The 18,099-nt window shown below is 72.6% G+C and carries 19 protein-coding genes, 1 tRNA gene and 1 pseudogene; 11 read left to right on the top strand and 10 right to left on the bottom strand.

The genetic code is table 11. The annotated features are described in order from the left end of the window. Positions 1–128: 128 nt before the first annotated feature. Positions 129–566 (bottom strand): ATP-binding protein, encoded by a 438-nt coding sequence (locus AB0A69_RS06230; RefSeq protein ID WP_361415878.1) that lies wholly within the window; start codon positions 564–566, stop codon positions 129–131. A 100-nt stretch (positions 567–666) separates the two neighbouring features. After that, positions 667–1,116 carry a flavin reductase family protein gene (locus AB0A69_RS06225; RefSeq protein ID WP_361416835.1) on the bottom strand — a complete coding sequence of 150 codons (450 nt, stop codon included), beginning with the start codon at positions 1,114–1,116 and terminating at the stop codon, positions 667–669. 318 nt (positions 1,117–1,434) lie between these two features. Between AB0A69_RS06225 and AB0A69_RS06220 the strand changes: the two genes are divergently transcribed. The 3 genes from AB0A69_RS06220 (at position 1,435) to AB0A69_RS06210 (ending at position 4,948) form a co-directional block, all read left to right on the top strand. Further along, positions 1,435–2,802: an amidohydrolase family protein gene (locus tag AB0A69_RS06220; protein ID WP_361415876.1), complete on the top strand. Its 1,368-nt coding sequence runs from the start codon at positions 1,435–1,437 to the stop codon at positions 2,800–2,802. A 151-nt stretch (positions 2,803–2,953) separates the two neighbouring features. Continuing rightward, the gene (locus AB0A69_RS06215) at positions 2,954–4,429 is read left to right on the top strand and encodes an AlkA N-terminal domain-containing protein (RefSeq protein ID WP_361416832.1); all 1,476 of its coding nucleotides are present in this window, start codon (positions 2,954–2,956) and stop codon (positions 4,427–4,429) included. Positions 4,430–4,450: 21 nt separating this feature from the next. Further along, a complete protein-coding gene (locus AB0A69_RS06210) occupies positions 4,451–4,948 on the top strand; it encodes a methylated-DNA--[protein]-cysteine S-methyltransferase (RefSeq protein ID WP_361415874.1) in 498 nt (165 codons plus the stop codon). A 64-nt stretch (positions 4,949–5,012) separates the two neighbouring features. Here the strand turns inward: AB0A69_RS06210 and AB0A69_RS06205 are convergent. The 5 genes and pseudogenes from AB0A69_RS06205 to AB0A69_RS06185 all read right to left on the bottom strand — a co-directional run bounded on the left by AB0A69_RS06205 (position 5,013) and on the right by AB0A69_RS06185 (position 8,440). After that, positions 5,013–5,782 (bottom strand): annotated as a pseudogene (locus AB0A69_RS06205) (transposase). 42 nt (positions 5,783–5,824) lie between these two features. Further along, positions 5,825–6,259 (bottom strand): hypothetical protein, encoded by a 435-nt coding sequence (locus AB0A69_RS06200; RefSeq protein WP_361415872.1) that lies wholly within the window; start codon positions 6,257–6,259, stop codon positions 5,825–5,827. 150 nt (positions 6,260–6,409) lie between these two features. After that, positions 6,410–6,697 carry a hypothetical protein gene (locus AB0A69_RS06195; RefSeq protein ID WP_361415870.1) on the bottom strand — a complete coding sequence of 96 codons (288 nt, stop codon included), beginning with the start codon at positions 6,695–6,697 and terminating at the stop codon, positions 6,410–6,412. A gap of 2 nt (positions 6,698–6,699) precedes the next feature. Continuing rightward, on the bottom strand, positions 6,700–7,224 hold the full coding sequence (locus AB0A69_RS06190) for a hypothetical protein (RefSeq protein WP_361415868.1): 525 nt from the start codon (positions 7,222–7,224) through the stop codon (positions 6,700–6,702). A 493-nt stretch (positions 7,225–7,717) separates the two neighbouring features. Then, the gene (locus AB0A69_RS06185; protein WP_361415866.1) at positions 7,718–8,440 is read right to left on the bottom strand and encodes a Sir2 family NAD-dependent protein deacetylase; all 723 of its coding nucleotides are present in this window, start codon (positions 8,438–8,440) and stop codon (positions 7,718–7,720) included. Positions 8,441–8,506: 66 nt separating this feature from the next. On the opposite strand from AB0A69_RS06185, the gene AB0A69_RS06180 reads away from it, so the two are divergent. Continuing rightward, on the top strand, positions 8,507–8,707 hold the full coding sequence (locus AB0A69_RS06180) for a type II toxin-antitoxin system VapB family antitoxin (protein ID WP_361415864.1): 201 nt from the start codon (positions 8,507–8,509) through the stop codon (positions 8,705–8,707). A 17-nt stretch (positions 8,708–8,724) separates the two neighbouring features. On the opposite strand, the gene AB0A69_RS06175 is transcribed toward AB0A69_RS06180, so the two are convergent. Next, positions 8,725–9,219: an NUDIX hydrolase gene (locus AB0A69_RS06175; RefSeq protein ID WP_361416829.1), complete on the bottom strand. Its 495-nt coding sequence runs from the start codon at positions 9,217–9,219 to the stop codon at positions 8,725–8,727. A gap of 90 nt (positions 9,220–9,309) precedes the next feature. Between AB0A69_RS06175 and AB0A69_RS06170 the strand changes: the two genes are divergently transcribed. From AB0A69_RS06170 to AB0A69_RS06155, 4 genes are all read left to right on the top strand, one after another. Beyond that, positions 9,310–9,379, top strand: a tRNA-Asn gene (locus tag AB0A69_RS06170). A 210-nt stretch (positions 9,380–9,589) separates the two neighbouring features. Continuing rightward, complete coding sequence (locus tag AB0A69_RS06165) at positions 9,590–11,197, top strand: TROVE domain-containing protein (RefSeq protein ID WP_361415862.1); 1,608 nt, start codon at positions 9,590–9,592, stop codon at positions 11,195–11,197. Between the two features lie 100 nt (positions 11,198–11,297). Then, positions 11,298–12,452, top strand: coding sequence for a glycerate kinase (locus AB0A69_RS06160; protein WP_361415860.1), 1,155 nt, complete (start codon positions 11,298–11,300; stop codon positions 12,450–12,452). A 217-nt stretch (positions 12,453–12,669) separates the two neighbouring features. Next, positions 12,670–13,950: a hypothetical protein gene (locus AB0A69_RS06155; protein ID WP_361415858.1), complete on the top strand. Its 1,281-nt coding sequence runs from the start codon at positions 12,670–12,672 to the stop codon at positions 13,948–13,950. Here AB0A69_RS06155 and AB0A69_RS06150 read toward each other — a convergent pair. Both AB0A69_RS06150 and AB0A69_RS06145 read right to left on the bottom strand, forming a co-directional pair. Then, the gene (locus AB0A69_RS06150) at positions 13,890–14,183 is read right to left on the bottom strand and encodes a hypothetical protein (RefSeq protein ID WP_361415856.1); all 294 of its coding nucleotides are present in this window, start codon (positions 14,181–14,183) and stop codon (positions 13,890–13,892) included. The two genes, AB0A69_RS06155 and AB0A69_RS06150, sit on opposite strands and share 61 nt — an antisense overlap. Before the next feature lie 86 nt (positions 14,184–14,269). Continuing rightward, a complete protein-coding gene (locus AB0A69_RS06145; protein ID WP_361415854.1) occupies positions 14,270–15,457 on the bottom strand; it encodes a helix-turn-helix domain-containing protein in 1,188 nt (395 codons plus the stop codon). A gap of 179 nt (positions 15,458–15,636) precedes the next feature. Between AB0A69_RS06145 and AB0A69_RS06140 the strand changes: the two genes are divergently transcribed. The 3 genes from AB0A69_RS06140 to AB0A69_RS06130 are packed head-to-tail and all read left to right on the top strand — an operon-like array spanning position 15,637 to position 18,088. After that, positions 15,637–16,434, top strand: a complete 798-nt coding sequence (locus AB0A69_RS06140) for an ABC transporter ATP-binding protein (protein ID WP_361415852.1) — start codon at positions 15,637–15,639, stop codon at positions 16,432–16,434. Beyond that, positions 16,431–17,201 carry an ABC transporter ATP-binding protein gene (locus AB0A69_RS06135; protein WP_361415850.1) on the top strand — a complete coding sequence of 257 codons (771 nt, stop codon included), beginning with the start codon at positions 16,431–16,433 and terminating at the stop codon, positions 17,199–17,201. The genes AB0A69_RS06140 and AB0A69_RS06135 overlap by 4 nt, the downstream gene beginning before the upstream one ends. Next, positions 17,198–18,088, top strand: coding sequence for a branched-chain amino acid ABC transporter permease (locus AB0A69_RS06130; protein ID WP_361415848.1), 891 nt, complete (start codon positions 17,198–17,200; stop codon positions 18,086–18,088). Before AB0A69_RS06135 ends, AB0A69_RS06130 begins: the two co-directional genes overlap by 4 nt. The last annotated feature ends 11 nt before the right edge of the window (positions 18,089–18,099 follow it).

Raw genomic sequence — 18,099 nt, 5'->3', positions numbered from 1 at the left:
GTAGACCGGCTGAAAATGCGCCGTCAATGGTCCTGACAAAATTACGAACGATGTGCGACATACCGAACAGGGCTGCCCTGTTGAGGGCGCCCCCTCAGCCCTGGATCTCCGCCGTCACACGCCCCGCGTCACGCGCCCCCGCCCCGCGGTCCGGCGGAAGGCGGGCTCGGCGGGGTGAAACACGCCGTGATGGTCTTCCCGTCCTCCCGGGCGTGGGAGTGCCAGTGGTCGCAGACCGCGTCGACGAGCGCGAGGCCCCGGCCGCCCGGTGACGTGGTGTCAGGTGAGCGGGGCGTCGGCACGCCGCCGCCGGAGTCGTGGACGCTGACGTGCAGGCAGCGGTTGTCCCAGGTCAGGACGAGGTGCGCGGTGCTGTGGGCGTGGACGTGCGCGTTGGTGATCAGCTCCGACACGGTGAGCAGGATGTCGTCGACCGTCTCGGCGGCGTACTCCGTCCACCCCAGCGTCTCCAGGTGCTCGCGCGCCCAGCGCCGTCCCGCGCGGACGCCTCCCGTGATGGGAAACGACCTGGCCCAGCCCACCGCCCTCATCGAGGAGTCCTTCATGGTGTCTCCTTTCGCCGGTTTGTCCTCCCGTCAGCGCGCGTACCCGCGAACGCCGAGGACACCGCTCGGAACACCGACCGGAAAACCCGGGGGCACGGACTCAGGCCGGGTGGCCCGGCTCCAGCCCCCTCGCGTCGCCGAACATCAGCGGGCGCGGCCGGTCGCCCGGTACCGACGGCGACTCCTCCACGGGGTCCAGGAGGAAGCCCACATGGTCCCCGCCGTCGAGCCGCTCCCGCACCCGGCCCACGAACCACGCGGGGGCGTCCCGCAGCACGGGTGTGTCGCCTTGCCGGGCCTCCCACGCGACCCGCGCGAACTTGTCCACGTCGTCGTCGCCCGTCCGGCTCCCGAACAGCCGCGCCTGGTCGAGCTGTTCGCGGTCGAGCAGATGCACACCGAGGTGGGTCGCGTGGCGGGCCACCCGGTACGTCCGGTTGGCGGTGGACAGCCACACCATGAAGCGAACCGGATGGATCGAGCACTGCGAGGCGAAGCCCACCAGACAGCCGGCCCGCTCCCCGTGTGCCGCGGCCGTCACCACGTACATCGGATAGTCGAGCAGGTCCGTGAAAAAGCCGAGGTCCGAGTCCGCCACACGCGCGACTCTAGCCACCAACCGTCACGCGGACGGGTAAGGCGCGGCGCCCCGGCCGGAATTGGGCTTTTCCGCGCGGTGCCGACGCGGGATATAACCCCCATGACGGAATCCCCCCGCCTGGAATCCCCCCGTCCCGCATCCCCCCACTCCGAACCCCTCTCCGCCGACTCTCTTTCCTCCGAGTCCGCCCACTCCGAGTCCCCCCACTCCGCATCCGGCCACCCGCGTCGCCGCACCGTCCTCGCCGGTCTCGGCACCGTCCCCCTCATGGGCGGACTGACGGCGGGTCTGACCGGCGCCGCCCGCCCCGCCCCCCGCAGACAGCCCCAGCAGGGAGAGCAGAGACCCGACCGGCCGCACCCCACCCTGCTCCGCGGCGCGGAGCTCGTCCTCACCATGGACCCCGGCATCGGGGACGGCCCCCTCGGCACCCTCCGCCACGCCGACGTGCTCCTGCGCGACGGCGCCATCGCCGCCGTGGGCCGGCGGCTCGCCGCGCCGACCGGGGCCCGCGTGATCGACGTGACCGGCCGCATGGTGCTGCCCGGATTCGTCGACATCCACAACCACCTGTGGCAGTCCAGCATCCGCGGCGGCTGCTCCACCCAGGACCTGTACGGCTGGCTCGCCGACTGCAACAGCGCGACCCTCGCCCGAATCGGCCCCGACGACATGTACCGCTTCGTCCACCTCGCCGCCCTCGACGCGCTCCAAGCCGGTGTCACCACCCTCGTCGACTGGGTGCACCCCATCCCGTACGCCACCAGCGAGCGCTACGTCCAGGCGCTCGACGACTCCGGGCTCCGCTTCGTCTACGCGATGATGCAGAGCGAGGCCAACGCCGACCTCGTACCCCGCGTGAAGAAGGAGCTGCTCGACCCGCTGCCGCTCGCCTCGGCGCAGGTGTCCGTCCACGCGGGCATGTACGCGGTCAACCGCCTGCGCCGCTTCCACGAGATCGCCCGCGACCTCGGGGTGATGTTCAACTCCCACGTCCTCGAACACCCCGTCGACCGCAGGGACGACCCGATCGGCGCCCTCCGCCTCGCCGGGGCCTTCGGCCCCGACCTGCTGATGAACCACGCCATCCACCTCACCGACGACGAGATCGCCCTCATCGCCGAGCACGACGTCCGCGTGGCCCACTGCCCCCTCAGCAACATGCGCCTCGCCTCCGGCATCATGCGCCTGCCCGCCCTCCACGCGCGCGGCGTGAAGGCCGGGCTCGGCCACGACGGCGGCACCAACGACACCTCCGACATGTTCAACGTGATGAAGGCGGCCGTGGGACTCCAGCGCGCCCTGCACCAGGACGCCGGGGTACACCCCACCATCCCGGCGGTGCTGCGCATGGCGACCCTGGGCGGCGCCGAGTGCGTCGGCATGGCCGACCGCGTCGGCTCCCTGACCCCCGGCAAACGCGCGGACGTGGTCGTCCTCGACCCGGGCACCCTGAACTTCGCGCCCCGCTTCGACTGGATCAGCCAGATCGTCCTCAACGGCCAGCCCCCCAACGTCAGCCACGTCTTCGTGGACGGCCGCCTGCGCAAGGCGCACGGCGTGCTCGTCGACGTCGACACCGAGACCGTGATCAGGGAGGCCGAGCTGGCCGCCGCCCGCGTACGCGACAAGTAACCCGGGCGACGAGGAGCCCGGCGACAGGAGCCCGGGCGACAAGTGCCCCGGAGCAGGCGACGCGCGAGCGTGCAGGCAGTGCGAGGATGGTGTCGTATTCCCGCCAGCCCCGCGCGCTCCGCTGCTGAATGCTTGGACCATGCACACCGTCATGCACACCGACACCGATCGCTGCGTGCGGGCCGTCCGCTCCAAGGACGCCCGGTTCGACGGCTGGTTCTTCACGGCCGTCCTCACCACCCGGATCTACTGCCGGCCCAGCTGCCCGGTCGTGCCGCCCAAGCCCGAGAACATGACGTTCTACCCCAGCGCCGCCGCCTGCCAGCAGGCCGGTTTCCGGGCGTGCAAGCGGTGCCGCCCCGACACCAGCCCCGGATCTCCCGAGTGGAACGCCCGCGCCGACACCGTCGCCCGCGCCATGCGCCTCATCCAGGACGGGGTCGTCGACCGCGAGGGCGTGCCCGGGCTCGCGGCCCGGCTCGGCTACTCGACCCGGCAGATCGAGCGCCAGCTCCTCGCCGAGCTCGGCGCCGGACCGCTCGCCCTCGCCCGCGCCCAGCGCGCCCAGACCGCGCGGCTGCTCATCGAGACGACCGAGCTGCCCATGGCGGACGTGGCGTTCGCCGCCGGGTTCGCCTCCATCCGCACCTTCAACGACACCGTCCGCGAGGTCTTCGCCCTCGCCCCGAGCGAGCTGCGCGCCCGGGCCGCCCGCAGCGCGGCGAAGACGCCCCACACCCCCGGCGTCATCGCGCTGCGGCTGCCCTACCGTGCCCCCCTCAACCCCGACAACCTCTTCGGGCACCTGGCCGCCACCGCCGTCCCCGGCGTCGAGGAGTGGCGCGACGGCGCCTACCGCCGCACCCTCGCCCTGCCGCACGGCCACGGCATCGTCGCGCTCGCGCCCCGCCCCGACCACATCGCCTGCCGCCTCTCGCTCACCGACCCGCGCGACCTCACCCTCGCCATCAGCCGCTGCCGCCGCCTGCTCGACCTGGACGCCGACCCCGTCGCCATCGACGACCAACTGCGCACCGACCCGCTGCTGGCGCCCCTCGTCGACCAGGCCCCCGGCCGCCGGGTCCCCCGCACCGTCGACGCCGCCGAGTTCGCCGTACGCGCGGTCCTCGGCCAGCAGGTCTCCACCGCCGCCGCCCGCACCCACGCCGGACGGCTCGTCACGGCGCACGGCACCCCCGTCGACGACCCCCAAGGCGGCCTCACACACCTCTTCCCCGGCCCCGAGGCGCTCGCCGCCCTCGATCCGGAGGCGCTGGCCCTGCCGCGCAGCCGCCGCGCCACCCTCACCACCCTGGTCGGCGCCCTCGCCGACGGCTCGCTCCGGCTCGGCCTGGGCACCGACTGGGACGAGGCCCGCTCCCGCCTCGCCGCGCTCCCCGGCTTCGGCCCCTGGACGGTCGAGGCCATCGCGATGCGCGCCCTCGGCGACCCGGACGCCTTCCTCCCCACGGACCTCGGCGTCCGCCGCGCCGCCGCGGGGCTCGGCCTGCCCTCGACCCCCGCCGCGCTGACGGCACGGGCCGCCGCCTGGCGTCCCTGGCGCGCGTACGCCGTCCAGTACCTGTGGGCCACCGACAGCCACCCGATCAACCACCTGCCCGCGTAACGACTCGAAGGAAGCCATCCGATGCACCGCCAGCACACCGTGGTCGACAGCCCGTACGGCCTCCTCACCCTCGTCGCCACCGACGGGGTCCTCAGCGGGCTCTACATGACCGACCAGCGCCACCGCCCCCCGGAGGAGAGCTTCGGCGACCCGGACCCGCGCCCCTTCGCCGAGGCCGTCCGCCAACTCGACGCCTACTACGCGCGCGAGCTCACCGTCTTCGACCTGCCGCTGCACCTCGACGGCACACCGTTCCAGCGCAGCGTCTGGGAGCAGCTGCGGAAGATCCCGTACGGCGAGACCCGTTCGTACGGCGAACTGGCCGTGGCCCTCGGCAAACCCGGCGCCTCCCGCGCGGTCGGCCTGGCCAACGGCAAGAACCCCATCGGCATCATCGTCCCGTGCCACCGGGTCATCGGCGCGAGCGGCGGCCTGACCGGCTACGGCGGCGGCCTGGAGCGCAAGCAGCGCCTGCTCGCCTTCGAGAGCGGCGTCCCCGAGCCCGCCTCGCTCTTCTAGGGGCCGTCCCGTAAAGATCTTTGAGTCAGTGGAACTGTGACCGGCTGCTGTCCGCTCGGCTCGCCTATCGGCCGAGTGCGAGGTTGTGCAAGTGGGCGATGCCTCTCATCGCGTGATGGACACCGTCGCCCTTCAAGCGGCAGTCGCGGAGGATCTTCCAGGTCTTCATGCGGGCGAAGGCGTGCTCGACACGGGCGCGGACCTGGCGGTGAGAAGTGTCGTGGTCTTCCTGCCAAGCCGGCAGTTCGCTCTGCCCGCGCTCGCGCCGGTGCGGGATGACCAGGCCGGTGCCCCGATAGCCCCCGTCGGCGATCACGGTGGTGCGGCCGACGGCGTCCTCGGCTCCGGACAGTGCCCACGCCTTGCAGTCGTGCGGTTGCCGGGTAACGGCCGGCCGACCACGACGACGCGCAGGGTGTCGGCGTCGATGACGACCTGGTGGTTCGTCGAGTACCGGTAGTTCTTCGACCGCTCGGCCACGGTGTGGTCGCGGGTGGGGACCAGGGTTCCGTCCACGATGAGCACGGTGTTCTTGCGGAATCGCCTGCGGGGCTTGAGCGCGAGCTGAGGGCCGAGGTGGCTGATGATGCGGTTGGCGGCGGACTTCGAGACGCCGAACAGCGGGGCGAGCTGCCTCAGCGTCAAGTTGGTGCGCCAGTAGGCCGTGACCAACAGCATCCGGTCCGCCAGCGGCAGGCTCCACGGTCGGCCTCTGCGAACCGCGTCAGCTCCCTCATGCCGCAGCTGTGCCACCAATGTGCTGAAACAGCGGGGGCTCAACCCGGTGAACGGGGCTATCCAGGACGGCTGCGACGCCGTGATCACACCAGCCACGGTGGGAGCCTCACACGGTTCACGCCATGGCCGGTCCGTTGATCACTTGCTGGACAGGCGGAGATCTCCGGACCAGGTCTCACATCGGACACGGCCGGAGTCGAAGGTGAGCTCCAATGCGATCCGTCCGCTGTCCGGGACACTCTCTTCGCTGACTGCCAGTACCGTCTCGCCGAGGTGATCCGCGAACGGGATCTCGTTGCTGATCGGCGCCACCTCGACGCGGCCTGACTCCGCCATGTCGTATCCCGCGAAGGGGACCGACGTCTCCACGATCAGGCACCAGTCCGAACCGGTCGTGATGTGTGTGGCGACCGCTTCGCTGTCGATCAGCCACACGTCCAATGGGCCGGACGGAACGTCTGAGTCGTACAGGTGCCACGAGGCGACTGCTTGCTCAAGACGACGTCCGACCAGGTAGTCAGGACGCACACCGACCCCGTGCGCCGGGCACCCGTTCTCCCTCTTCGACTCCACCCGCCGACCGTACCGTCAGGCAAACCCCCAACTCACGCCCTTATGCGGGACAGCCCTTAGCGACGCCGCCATCAGGCCCGAGCCAGGGCCAGCCATTACCGCCGACAGGCCGCGAATCAGACATGAAGATCACGATCTACGACTGGAGTACTAGGTGCCCGTAGGCCGGACGTTGGATTCCCCGAACTCGTCCCGAAGTACCTGGACAGCTCGACTGACGTCCTCGCCCGGAGAGAGCATCACGCGGACGATCTCCTGTCGCTGCACCTGCTGCACCTGCTGCACCTGTTGCACTTGCTGTACGCCAAAGCCTCTGATCTGCAAGATCTTCGCGACATGCATCTCGCTGGCGTCCTTGCCGAAGACGTACAGCCAAGCGTCTTCTTCATCATTTTCGCGCGACACGTACGGCCATTGTTGGTCGTCACCATTACCCATCGTTACTCCAGGCTGATCAGCGCAATGAGGAGAATCCCTACTTCGAGGAGTAGCAGAACAATGGCCACTTGAAGGAGTCTGGCCATCCGCCGTATGACCTTTGCATTGGCCTTCATGTTGGCCTGCATGCCTTCAATGAGTGGGCGGTTGATTGGCTTCAGTCCTACTTGACTCGCCATTGGGTTGATAACGCTTCCTACAGGATGTCCGAAGTTGAATTTGACGGGCCACAAGACACCCATCACAAAGCCACCCTGGGCGAGCATCATCCCAAGCAGAGTCCACGCGGCCCATTCCGGGAATATCAGTTCCTTCGTCGTCGCGTCGGACCGCAGTAGGCCAACGGATGACGAGAACGTCACAACGAACGCCGCCACACCCAGAATCGCACTTGCGCGAGTGCGCAGGTTCGCCACCGTGCCCTCTTGCGCGCCAAGCAGGGTCTTTGCCATCTCGTAACCCAGCTTGAGACGTTCGTCTTCAAGCGGGTCGCTCGCTCCGTTGCGCTTACGTCTCCAAAATGCCACGTCTCCATTGTCGTGCCGCAAGGAGCGCTACGCGACTTGATCCCGTTTCGTATTCAATTGACGGAGCAACGGCGTGTGCAGCAGTTGCCTATTCATATTCACCCGCGCACCGGCGACCGCGCCCTCGGCCGCCCGATCTGGCCCATCAAGGGCGACTCGGGCGAGGGTGGCGGCGACCCAAGCCCGACCCCACCCGTGCCGCCCCCGGCCGACTGGCCCGCGCCCGGATCGACGCGGACCTCTCGGCCCGACTGGCCGGGCTCGGCGCCCAGTACGCCTACCTCATCGACGCGGCCGCCAACGACGGACGCACCGAGGATGTGGCCACCTGCAGCGGCGCCGACTGCGCCGCCACGGCCGTACCGACGACGGTCCGGAGTCAGCGCGCGCGGTCACGGGGAGCACATCGACCGGGTGAAGGTCGGCGGCGACGTCGTCTTCATCGGTGAGGGACGCCTGCCGGCGCTGCCCGGCATGATCGGCTAGACGCCCCCTAGGTCTCCAGGCGCCCCAGCAACTCCGGCAGCGCCGTGCCGATCGGCTCCCGTACGACCTCGTCGGCGAGTGCGTCGTACGGCGTCGGCTCGGCGTTCACGATGATCAGCCGCGCCCCGTGCTCGGCCGCGATGCCCGCCAGCGAGGCGGCCGGCTGCACCTGGAGCGTCGAACCGACCGCGAGGAAGATTTCGGCCGCCTTGGCGATCGACATCGCCTCGCCCAGCACCACCGGGTCGAGCCGCTCCCCGAACATCACCGTCGCCGACTTCAGGATCCCGCCGCACGCCTCGCACGCCGGGTCCTCCTCGCCCGCCTCCACCCGCGCCAGCGCGTCCGTCATCGAGGAGCGCGCATGGCAGCGGGTGCACACCACCGCCCGCGCGGTGCCGTGCAGTTCGAGCACCTTGCGGTCGGGCATCCCGGCCAGCTGGTGCAGGCCGTCGACGTTCTGCGTGAGCACCCGCACCGCGAAGCCGGGGGTGCGCTCGAGCTCGGCGACGGCCCGGTGGGCGGCGTTCGGCTCGGCCCGCAGGGCCGCGCTGTCGCGGCGCATCCGCCACGAGCGGCGCCGGATCTCCGGATCGGCCATGTAGTAGTCGTACGTGACGAGCTTCTCCGCCTCCGGATCGCGCCGCCACAGGCCGTTCGGGCCCCGGTAGTCACTGATGCCCGAGTCCGTGGAGATGCCGGCACCGCTGAGGATCGCGACGAGAGTCATGCCGCGAGCGTAAGCAGCACCCGGTCGACCCCGCGAACGCGTTTCGCACGGTGCTATGGTCCGCCCATGGCCAAGGTCACCGTCACGCTCGATGCCGAACTCGTCGTGGAAGTCATGGTGTTGGCGGGCGTCGGTAGCCCCCAGGACGCCGTCGAGCTCGTCGTACGCGACTACATCGCGCGCGGCCACCGCACGGAGGCGCGCACCGCGACCCGCGACGAGCACCTGACCACGGCCGAGGCCGCGCCACCGGAACCCCAGGGCTGAGCCGAGCCGGGGCCCGGTCAGCGCGGCGGGCGCCCGTTCTCCAGCTCCACCGGGCCCCCGCCGTCCGCCAGCGCGTCGAGGGCGTGCAGCACGCGCGGACCGAGCGCGCCCAGCAGATACGTCGGCAGCTCCGCGCGCTCCACCAGCTTCCAGGAGATCAGCTCCTCCTCCTGGAGGCGGATCGCCCGGAACTGCTCGCCGCTGAGCACGCCCCCGTCGTACACGTACGACACGATCGGCGGCCGCCCGGGCCCCGGTACCCAGTCCACCGCGAGCAGCGGGCCCGGCTCCACGTCGAGACCGATCTCCTCCAGCGTCTCCCGCCGGGCCGCCTGCCGCGGGGTCTCGCCCGCGTCCGACTCGATGGTCCCGCCGGGCAGCGTCCACCCCTCGCGGTAGCTCGGCTCGACGAGCAGCACGCGCCCCTCCGCGTCCCGGAAGAGGGCGGCGGCCCCGGCCAGCACCCGGGGCAGACCGGCGATGTACGTTGCGTAGTCGCTCACGACGGCCAGCCTAACCGCCGTCGACCAGGCGAAACGTTCCAGGAACCGGCTCGCGGATAATCCGTGGCGCTCGAACAGGTGACTGCCTACAGTGATCAATGTCCAGGTGCGAAGGCAGGACCTACTTCCACTGTTAATGGGGCGGCCGCGGGTTCGAGTCCCGTCACCGGCTTTCCGGCCGGTGTAGCTCAGTTGGTAGAGCACCTTGTCGGTTCCGCCGGCCTTGATCTCTGGACACCTGTACGTCACGCACCTCCCGGTGCGCCGGACCGCGGCTCCTTCCTGTAAAGAACGCATGCCGCGGCCACTTTGATCTCGGGAGGCGCGGCGGTGCGCTCTGCCGCGCGTCCCCACCGAATTCGGGGGGATTCACCACATCATGGCCCGCTTCAACACCCGTGCCTCGGCCGCCGTGGCTGCCGCGGTCGCCGTGGCCCGCGCGGTCTCGCCCGTGCGCTCCACCGGTAGCGCCACCACCCACCAGGGCGGCACCGGCGTGCTGCGCGACCCGCGCTCCGAGCTGTTCCTGCTGGCCGTCGCCAACTTCGTCACGCAGAACACCTTCTACGAGTCCGCCGACGACCGCGACGACCGGTTCGCCACGCTCGTGCGCACGCTCGCCGTCGAAGACCCCGAGTGGACCGCCGGACTGCTGGGCTGGCTGCGCGGCGAGGGCAACCTGCGGACCGCCTCCCTCGTCGGCGCCGCCGAGTACGTCAAGGCACGCCTCGACGCCGGCGCGACCGAGGGCCCCACGGGCCGCCAGGTCATCGCCTCCGTCCTGCAGCGCGCCGACGAGCCCGGCGAGCTCCTCGGCTACTGGACCTCCCGGTACGGGCGCAATGTGCCCAAGCCGGTCAAGCGGGGCATCGCGGACGCCGTCCGGCGCCTCTACACCGCCCGGTCGCTGCTGAAGTACGACACGGCCGCCAAGGGCTACCGCTTCGGCGACATCCTCAACCTCGTGCACGCCGCGCCCGACCCGGCGAAGCAGCCGTGGCAGGGCGAGCTGTTCCGGTACGCCCTCGACCGCCGCCACCACCCGGAGACCGCGCTCCCGCCCGCCTCGAACCGCATGCTCACCGCCCACCGGGCGCTGATGGAGCTGCCCGTCGCCGAGCGCCGCGCCGTGGTCACCGGGCCGGGCGGGGCCGAGCGGCTCGCGGAGGCGGGCATGACCTGGGAGGCCCTCGCCGGCTGGCTCCAGGGCCCGCTGGACGCCGCCGCCTGGGAGGCGGTCATCCCCTCCATGGGCGTGATGGCCCTCCTTCGTAACCTGCGCAACTTCGACCAGGCGGGCGTCCGCGACGAGGTCGCCGCGCGCGTCGCGGCGAAGATCTCCGACCCGGAGACCGTCGCCGCCTCCCGCCAGTTCCCGTTCCGCTACCTCGCGGCGTACCAGCACGCCCCGTCACTGCGCTGGTCCTACCCGCTGGAGCAGGCGCTCGGCCACTCGCTGGCCAACGTGCCGGCGCTGCCCGGCCGCACCCTCGTCCTGGTCGACCGCTCCGGTTCGATGTGGGAGCCGCTGTCCGCCCGCTCGGAGCTGAACCGCGCGGACGCGGCCGCCGTTTTCGGTACGGCGCTGGCGCTGCGCGCCGCCGACGCGGACCTGGTGCAGTTCGGCACCACCAGCAGCCCCGTGGAGTACCGCGCGGGCGAGTCCGTGCTGAAGGTGCTGGACCGCTTCGGCGACCTGGGCGGCACCAACACCACCGAGGCCGTACGCGCGCACTACCGCGGCCACGACCGGGTGCTCATCGTCACCGACGAGCAGGCCACCTACAGCCACTACGGCGACCCGACGGCGCAGGTCCCGGCGGACGTGCCGGTCTACACCTGGAACCTCGCGGGCTACCGCCCCGGCCACGCGCCCTCCGGCCGGGACAACCGGCACACCTTCGGCGGCCTGACGGACGCGGCTTTCCGGATGGTGCCGCTGCTGGAGGCCGGGCGGGCGGCCCACTGGCCCTGGTCACGGGCCTGACCAGCGGGTCCGTACGCCGGACAGGGGTGGCACAGCCTCCGGCAGTACGGATAGGGTCGGCCTCGGCGCGACTGCCTGTTCGATAGCAAGGGATGCAAGGGTGACGGACGGAGCAGTAACTGAGGCCGCGCGTGTACTCGTCGCGGCTGACAAGTTCAAAGGTTCGCTCACGGCCGTACAGGTCGCGGAGCGGGTGACGGCCGGGCTCCGGCACGTCGTCCCCGGGCTCGAGGTGGAGACCCTGCCCGTAGCCGACGGCGGCGACGGCACGGTCGCGGCCGCCGTCGCGGCCGGGTTCGAACGGCGTGAGGTACGGGTGACCGGCCCGCTCGGCGAGCCGGTGACCGCCGCGTACGCGCTGCGCGACACCACGGCCGTGGTGGAGATGGCGGAGGCGTCCGGTCTCCAGCTGCTGCCCGAGGGTGTCTTCGCGCCGCTGACCTCCACCACGTACGGCTCCGGCGAGCTGCTCGCGGCCGCGCTGGACGCGGGCGCGCGCACCATCGTCTTCGGCGTGGGCGGCAGCGCCACGACCGACGGCGGCGCCGGCATGCTCGCCGCCCTCGGCGCGCGCTTCCTCGACGCGGACGGCAAGCCCGTCGGCCCGGGCGGCGGCGCCCTGCGCGACCTCGCGACCGCCGACCTGTCGGGCCTCGACGCCCGCTTCAAGGACGTGGAGCTGGTCCTCGCGAGCGACGTCGACAACCCGCTGACCGGGCCGAAGGGCGCGCCCGCCGTGTACGGGCCGCAGAAGGGCGCCTCGCCCGAGGACGTGGCCGAGCTCGACACGGCCCTCGCCCACTTCGCCGAGGTCCTCGCCGACGCCATCGGCCCCCGGGCCACCGAGCTCGCCGCCTCCCCGGGTGCGGGCGCGGCCGGCGGCATCGGCTACGGCGCGCTGGTCGGCCTCGGCGCGAGCTTCCGCGCCGGCATCGAGGTCATGCTGGACGTCCTCGGCTTCGGCCCCGCGCTCGACCGTGCCACCCTCGTCATCACCGGCGAGGGCTCCCTCGACGAGCAGACCCTCCACGGCAAGGCCCCCGCCGGTGTCGCGGCGGCCGCCCGCGCCGCCGGCATCGAGGTCGTCGCGGTCTGCGGCCGCCTCGCCCTCCAGCCCGAGGCCCTCGGCAGGGCCGGCATCCGCCGCGCCTACCCGCTGACGGACCTGGAGCCGGACACGGCGAAGTGCATCGCGGAGGCGGGACCCCTGCTGGAGCGCCAGGCGGCGAACATCGCCCGCGACTTCCTGACGTAACCCCGCCCTGAAGGCCACACCGCCCCCGGACCGGCATCCGCCGGACCCCGGGGGCGGTGGCGTTTCCGGGAGAGGGGCGGGGGTCCGCCGCGCACCAGGCGCGGGCCGAAAGTGTGTGCCAGAGCCATCGTGACAGGTCAGAGGCGGTTTTCGTAGGACGAACGGCATAGCCCGGCAGCCTTGTTGGGCCGCGCGGAAGGCCCGCAGACTCTCCGTCATGAATCACTCCGCGAGCCCGGTGACAGTGGACCACGACGACATCATCCGCGCCCGGACGGCGCTGCTCGCCTCCGGACGCCGCACCCCGCGCGAGGAGGTCCGGGCCTACCGGGTGCTCGCCCAGGTCGGCCCGGCCGCCTACCTGCCGCTCCTGGCCGACTCGCTGCTGAGCTGGAGCTACCAGGTCCCGAACGACCGGCCCGACGTCTGCCTCCCCCTGGTGGAGGAGGCCGTGGCCGCGGCCCGCGCCATCGACCCGGCCGAGCCCGCACGCGCCGAGGTGCTGCGCCGGGCGCTCCACGCGTATCAGCGCGAGCTGTACGCGACCGGCCGACGGGCCGAAGGGCTCGCCGTACGCGCCGAGCTGGGCCCGGGCATCTGGGCGACCGGCCTGCTCGAGGAGGGCCGTTACGCCGAGGCCGCCGACGCCCTGACCCGAGTGGTCCCGGCGCTCCGCGCCGACGGCCCTCGAAGCGGCGCCCTCGCTTGGTCGCTGCTGGAGTGGACCACCGCCCTGGACGCCGCGGGCCGGCACGCCGAGGCCCTCGCCGCGTTCGCCGACTTCGTCGCGATGCAGGCCGAGGAGGCGGCGAACGAGCGCGCCTCCCTGTCGAGCCACCTCCTGCTCCTCCTCCGGTACGCGCGGATGCTCGACGCCGCCGGTCGCGGCGAGGAGGCCACCGCCGCCCGGCGGGAGGCGCTCGCCCTGCTGACGCGGCTGGCCGCCACCGGGGAGCCCAGGACCTGGAGCGGCTACCAGAGGGTCTTCTGGGCGGTCCTCCTCTCGATCTCGGGCGCCGAGAGCGAGCGGTTCGCCCCGGGGGAGCCGCGGCCGCCCTTCGGCGCCACGGTCATGGACTGGTCGCCCGACATCAAGAAGCGCTACTTCGACGCCTGTGACGGGCTCCGCGACCGGATCGACGCGCTCGTGCCCCAGGCCGCCGACGACCCGGACCGCCACCTGGCCGAGCTGGTACGGCTGCAGCGGGTGCTCACCGTCCGTTCGGCCGTCCGCTGGGAGCACTGCGGGTGCCTCTCGGTGGAGAAGGCCGGGCCGCTGTTCGACGAGGGCGTGGAGCTCGCCCGCCGCCTCGCCGCGCACGACCCGGCCGACGGCCCGGCGGCGCTGGTCACCGCGCTCACCGACCGGTGCACCCTCCGCATAGCCGGCCGCGACTTCGCCCCCGCGCTCGCCGACTTCCGGGAAGCCCTCGGCCTTCAGCCCGCAGGCTGCGGGACGATCCGGCCCCGCTCGTCGAGGGTCTTGTCGTCCCAGTAGCGGTCCCACTCGTCGTTCAGGTACTCCGGGACCTTGCCCTCCGGGTAGCGGGCCCAGCCCTTCGGGGGCTCCTCGCCGTCGGGGACGCAGTCGCGGCCCGAGTTGTTCACCGCGAGCACGGGGTAGTGGTCGGGCGGGCAGACCCGCTCCCGGTAAGCGCAGCCGGTGAGCAGCAGCGCCGCGACGGCGCCCGTGAGGGCGAGGCAGGGGAGGGAGCGTCGGTACGGCGGCATGGTGCGGGAGCCTCTCTCGTCGGTGTGCGCCCAGTGTGGCCAACCTGCCCGTCTGCGGGGTGAGTACGCGTACTCACGTGGCGTACTCACCCCGCCGTGAGCCGGAACGCGTCCAGGGCCAGCGTCATCTCCGTCAGGTCCCTCGGCCGCGACAGCGACCGCGAGGTGAGCTGCTCCAGGCGGCGCAGCCGGTTGAAGACCGTGTTCCGGTGGCAGTACAGGCGGCTCGCCGCCCGCCCCGCCGAGCCCTCGCAGTCGAGCCACACGTCGAGGGTCTCCAGCAGCACCGCCCGGTCCGCCGGGTCCAGCTCCAGCAGGGCGCCCAGGACCTCGGAGACCAGCAGGGACGCCAGTTCCGGCTGGCTGACCACCAGCGCCCCGGCCATCCGCCGGTCCAGCCGGACGATGGACGGGGCGTCGGGCGGGCAGGTGCGCAGCGCCAGTTCCGCCAGGCGCCGCGCCCTGCCCAGCTCCGTCAGGCCCGACACCACCGGACTGACGCCACCGGGGCCCGGGCAGCGGCCCTCCATCAGCTCCACCAGGGCGTCGAGCCCCGTGCCGTCGGCCAGCGACACCACGCCGATCTCGCAGTCCGTCCGCATCCGCCAGACGAACCGCAGCCCCGGCCCCGCCAGCCGCCGGTGCGCCACGTCCCGCCGCTCGGTGCGCAGCACCACCACGGCGTACCGCCCCCGCTCGGGCAGGTCCAGGCCCGCCGCGGCCCGCGCCGAGACCTCCGGCGACCGGCCGCCGTCCAGCAGGGCGTCGAGCAGCGCCTGGAGCTGTTCGTCGGTACGGCGCCGCAGCTCCCGCTCCGTGACGCGGTACGCCTCCGACGCGGTGTCCGTCTGCGCGTCCACCGCCGACCACACCATCGTCGCCGCCTGCATCAGCGCGGCGAGGCGCCCCGCGTCCGCGCCCGCGTCCTCCAGCAGCGCGTCCCACACCAGGTGCCCGGCGAGCCGGTAGGCGTGCACCACCAGCTCCAGCGGCAGCCCCTGCTCGGCGCGCCGCCGCCCCATCCACTCCGCGTGCTCCAGGTCGCGGCGCGGCGCGGCCCGCGGCGCCGAGATCATCTCGATGCCGATGCGCATCGCGTCGCGCGCCTCCTGCCAGTGCTGGTCGTAGCCGATGACCCGCTCGTACGCGGGGGAGTGCGCGTGCAGCTCCCGCAGGTGCCGGTCCACCAGCTCCGGCAGCCGCTCCAGCAGCGTCGTACAGGCCTGGCCGAGCAGCTTCCAGTCGTCTCCGGTACGTGGTCCACGGGCTCCCATGGCCGGAGGATGCCACCTCCGCACCCCATCCGGCATGCCCCTGACACGTGGTGTTGTGCGCGTGCACAACCCGCCGCCGCGCCCGCTGGGCACCGGCAGCGATTCGGACGGCCCACGTGGACGGGGGACCCGCCCCGGTGCTGGGGTGAGCGCCACCGAACAAGCATCGAGGGGGTTCCATGAGTGCTGCCGCCCTGCGGGTGCGGGGTCTGACAGCCGGGTACGGCAAGGTGCGGGCCCTGCGCGACGTCTCGCTGGACGTACCGGAAGGCACCGTCGTCGCCGTCCTCGGCGGCAACGGCGCAGGCAAGTCCACCCTGCTGCGCGCCCTGTCGCGCACGCTCGCCTTCCACGGCGGCGCCGCCACCGCCGGCACCGTCACCTTCGCCGGCCGCCCCCTGCACGGCCTGCCGCCCGACCGGATCGTCGCCGCCGGGCTGTGCCACGTACCCGAGGGCCGCCAGGTCTTCGCCCGCATGACCGTCGAGGACAACCTGCGCGCGGGCGCCCTCGCCGCGAGCAGAGGCACGAAGGCGGAAGCCCTGCGCCGCGTCCACGCCCTCTTCCCCGTCCTCGCCGAACGCGCCCGCCAGCGCGCCGGCCTCCTCTCCGGCGGCGAACAGCAGATGCTCGCCGTCGCCCGCGCCCTCATGCCCTCCCCGCGCCTGCTCCTCCTCGACGAGCCGTCCCTCGGCCTCGCGCCCCTGATGGCCGCCCGGATCGCCGACACCGTCCGCGAGATCCACGCCCAGGGCACCTCCGTCCTCCTCGTCGAGCAGAACGCCGCGCTCGCCCTGCGCCTCGCGACCCAGGCGTACGTCCTCGAAGTCGGCGAGGTCACGGCCGCGGGACCCGCCGCCGAACTCGCCGCATCCGACGAGATACGCCGCCGCTACCTCGGCGTCGTGGACGAGCGGGCGGCCGACGACCCGTCACCCGCCCACGCCCGGCGGCTGGCCCCCTGGGAGGGGGCGTGACCACCCTCGAAGTCCGCGACCTCACCGTACGGTTCGCCGGCCTCACCGCCCTCGACGGCGTCGGCTTCACCGTCCGCCCCGGCACCGTCCACGCCGTCATCGGCCCCAACGGCGCCGGCAAGTCCACCACCTTCAACGTGCTCTCCGGCGTCTACCGCGCCACCTCCGGCAGCGTCCGCTTCGACGGCCACGAGCTCACCGGCCTGCCCCCGCACCGCATCGCCGCCCTCGGCGTCGCCCGCATCTTCCAGAACCTGGCCCTGCCGCCCCGCGCCACGGTCGCCGACGCGCTGATGCTCGGCCGCCACCGCCTCACCCGCGCCGGGTTCCTCGCCACCGGGCTCCGGCTGCCGACCGCCACCCGGGAGGAAGCCCGCCACCGCGCCCGCGTCCGCGAGATCGCCGACTTCGTGGGACTGGCCGACCGGCTCGACCAGCCGGCCGCCTCCCTCCCGTACGGGCAGCAGAAGCTCGCCGAACTGGCCCGCGCCCTGTGCATGGAGCCCAGGCTCCTCCTCCTCGACGAGCCGGTCGCCGGCATGACCGCCGACGAACGCCGCCGCACCGCCGCCGTCATCGCGGGCGTCCGCGACAGCCTCGGCATCTCCATCGTCCTCGTCGAACACGACATGGGCGTGGTGATGCGTCTCGCCGACACGGTCACCGTCCTCGACTTCGGCCGCCGCATCGCCGACGGCGCCCCCGCCGACGTACAGAACGACCCGGCCGTCGTCCGCGCCTACCTCGGAGAGGACACCGCCGAGTGACCACCTTCGCCGAACTCCTGCTCAACGGACTCTCCCTCGGGTCCGTCTACGCCCTCATCGCCCTCGGTTTCGTCGTCATCTTCCGCGCCACCGAGGTCGTCAACTTCGCCCATGCCTCCCTGCTCCTCGCGGGCGGGTACGTCACCGCCGTCCTCCACGAGCGTCTCGGCTTCTGGCCCGCGCTCGCCGCCGGGATCGCGGGCGCCGCGCTCGTCGGCGCCGCCGTCGAGTTCCTGGTGATGCGCCGCCACCGGGGCGCCGACCACAGCGTCCTCGCCATCGTCACCATCGGCGTGGACATCCTCCTCACCACCGAGCTCACCCGCCGCATCGGTACGGAGGTGCTCGCCCTCGGCGACCCGTGGGGCGACGCGGTGGTGAGCCTCGGCCCGGTCACCCTCGCCCAGACGCGGATCGCCGCGTTCGTCGCCGCCGCGCTGCTCATCACGGCGTTCCTGCTCGCCTTCCGGTTCACGTCCTGGGGCGTCGCCATGCGCGCCGCCGCCGAGTCCCCGTCCACGGCCGCGCTGATGGGCGTACGCCTCGGGCGGGTCTCGCTCGGCGCGTGGGCGGTGGCCGGGGGCCTCGCCGCCGTCGCGGCCCTCTTCCTCACCGTCTTCCCCACACCCGGACTGGAGCGCTCCACCTCCCTCGCCGCGCTCAAGGCCTTCCCCGCCGCCATCCTCGGCGGCCTCGACTCCACCACCGGCGCGCTCGTCGGCGGGCTGCTCGTCGGCGTCACCGAGTCCCTCGCCACCGGCTACCAGAGCGACCTGGCCTTCCTCGGCCGTGGCATCGGCGACCTGGCGCCCTACCTCGTCATGGTCGCGGTCCTGCTGATCCGCCCCGCGGGGCTCTTCGGGACGAAGGAGCTCGCCCGTGTCTGACACCGTCCCGA

The organism is Streptomyces sp. NPDC045431 (assembly GCF_040646655.1).
Lineage (GTDB): Bacteria > Actinomycetota > Actinomycetes > Streptomycetales > Streptomycetaceae > Streptomyces.
This window is presented reverse-complemented; position numbering and strand designations above follow the sequence as displayed.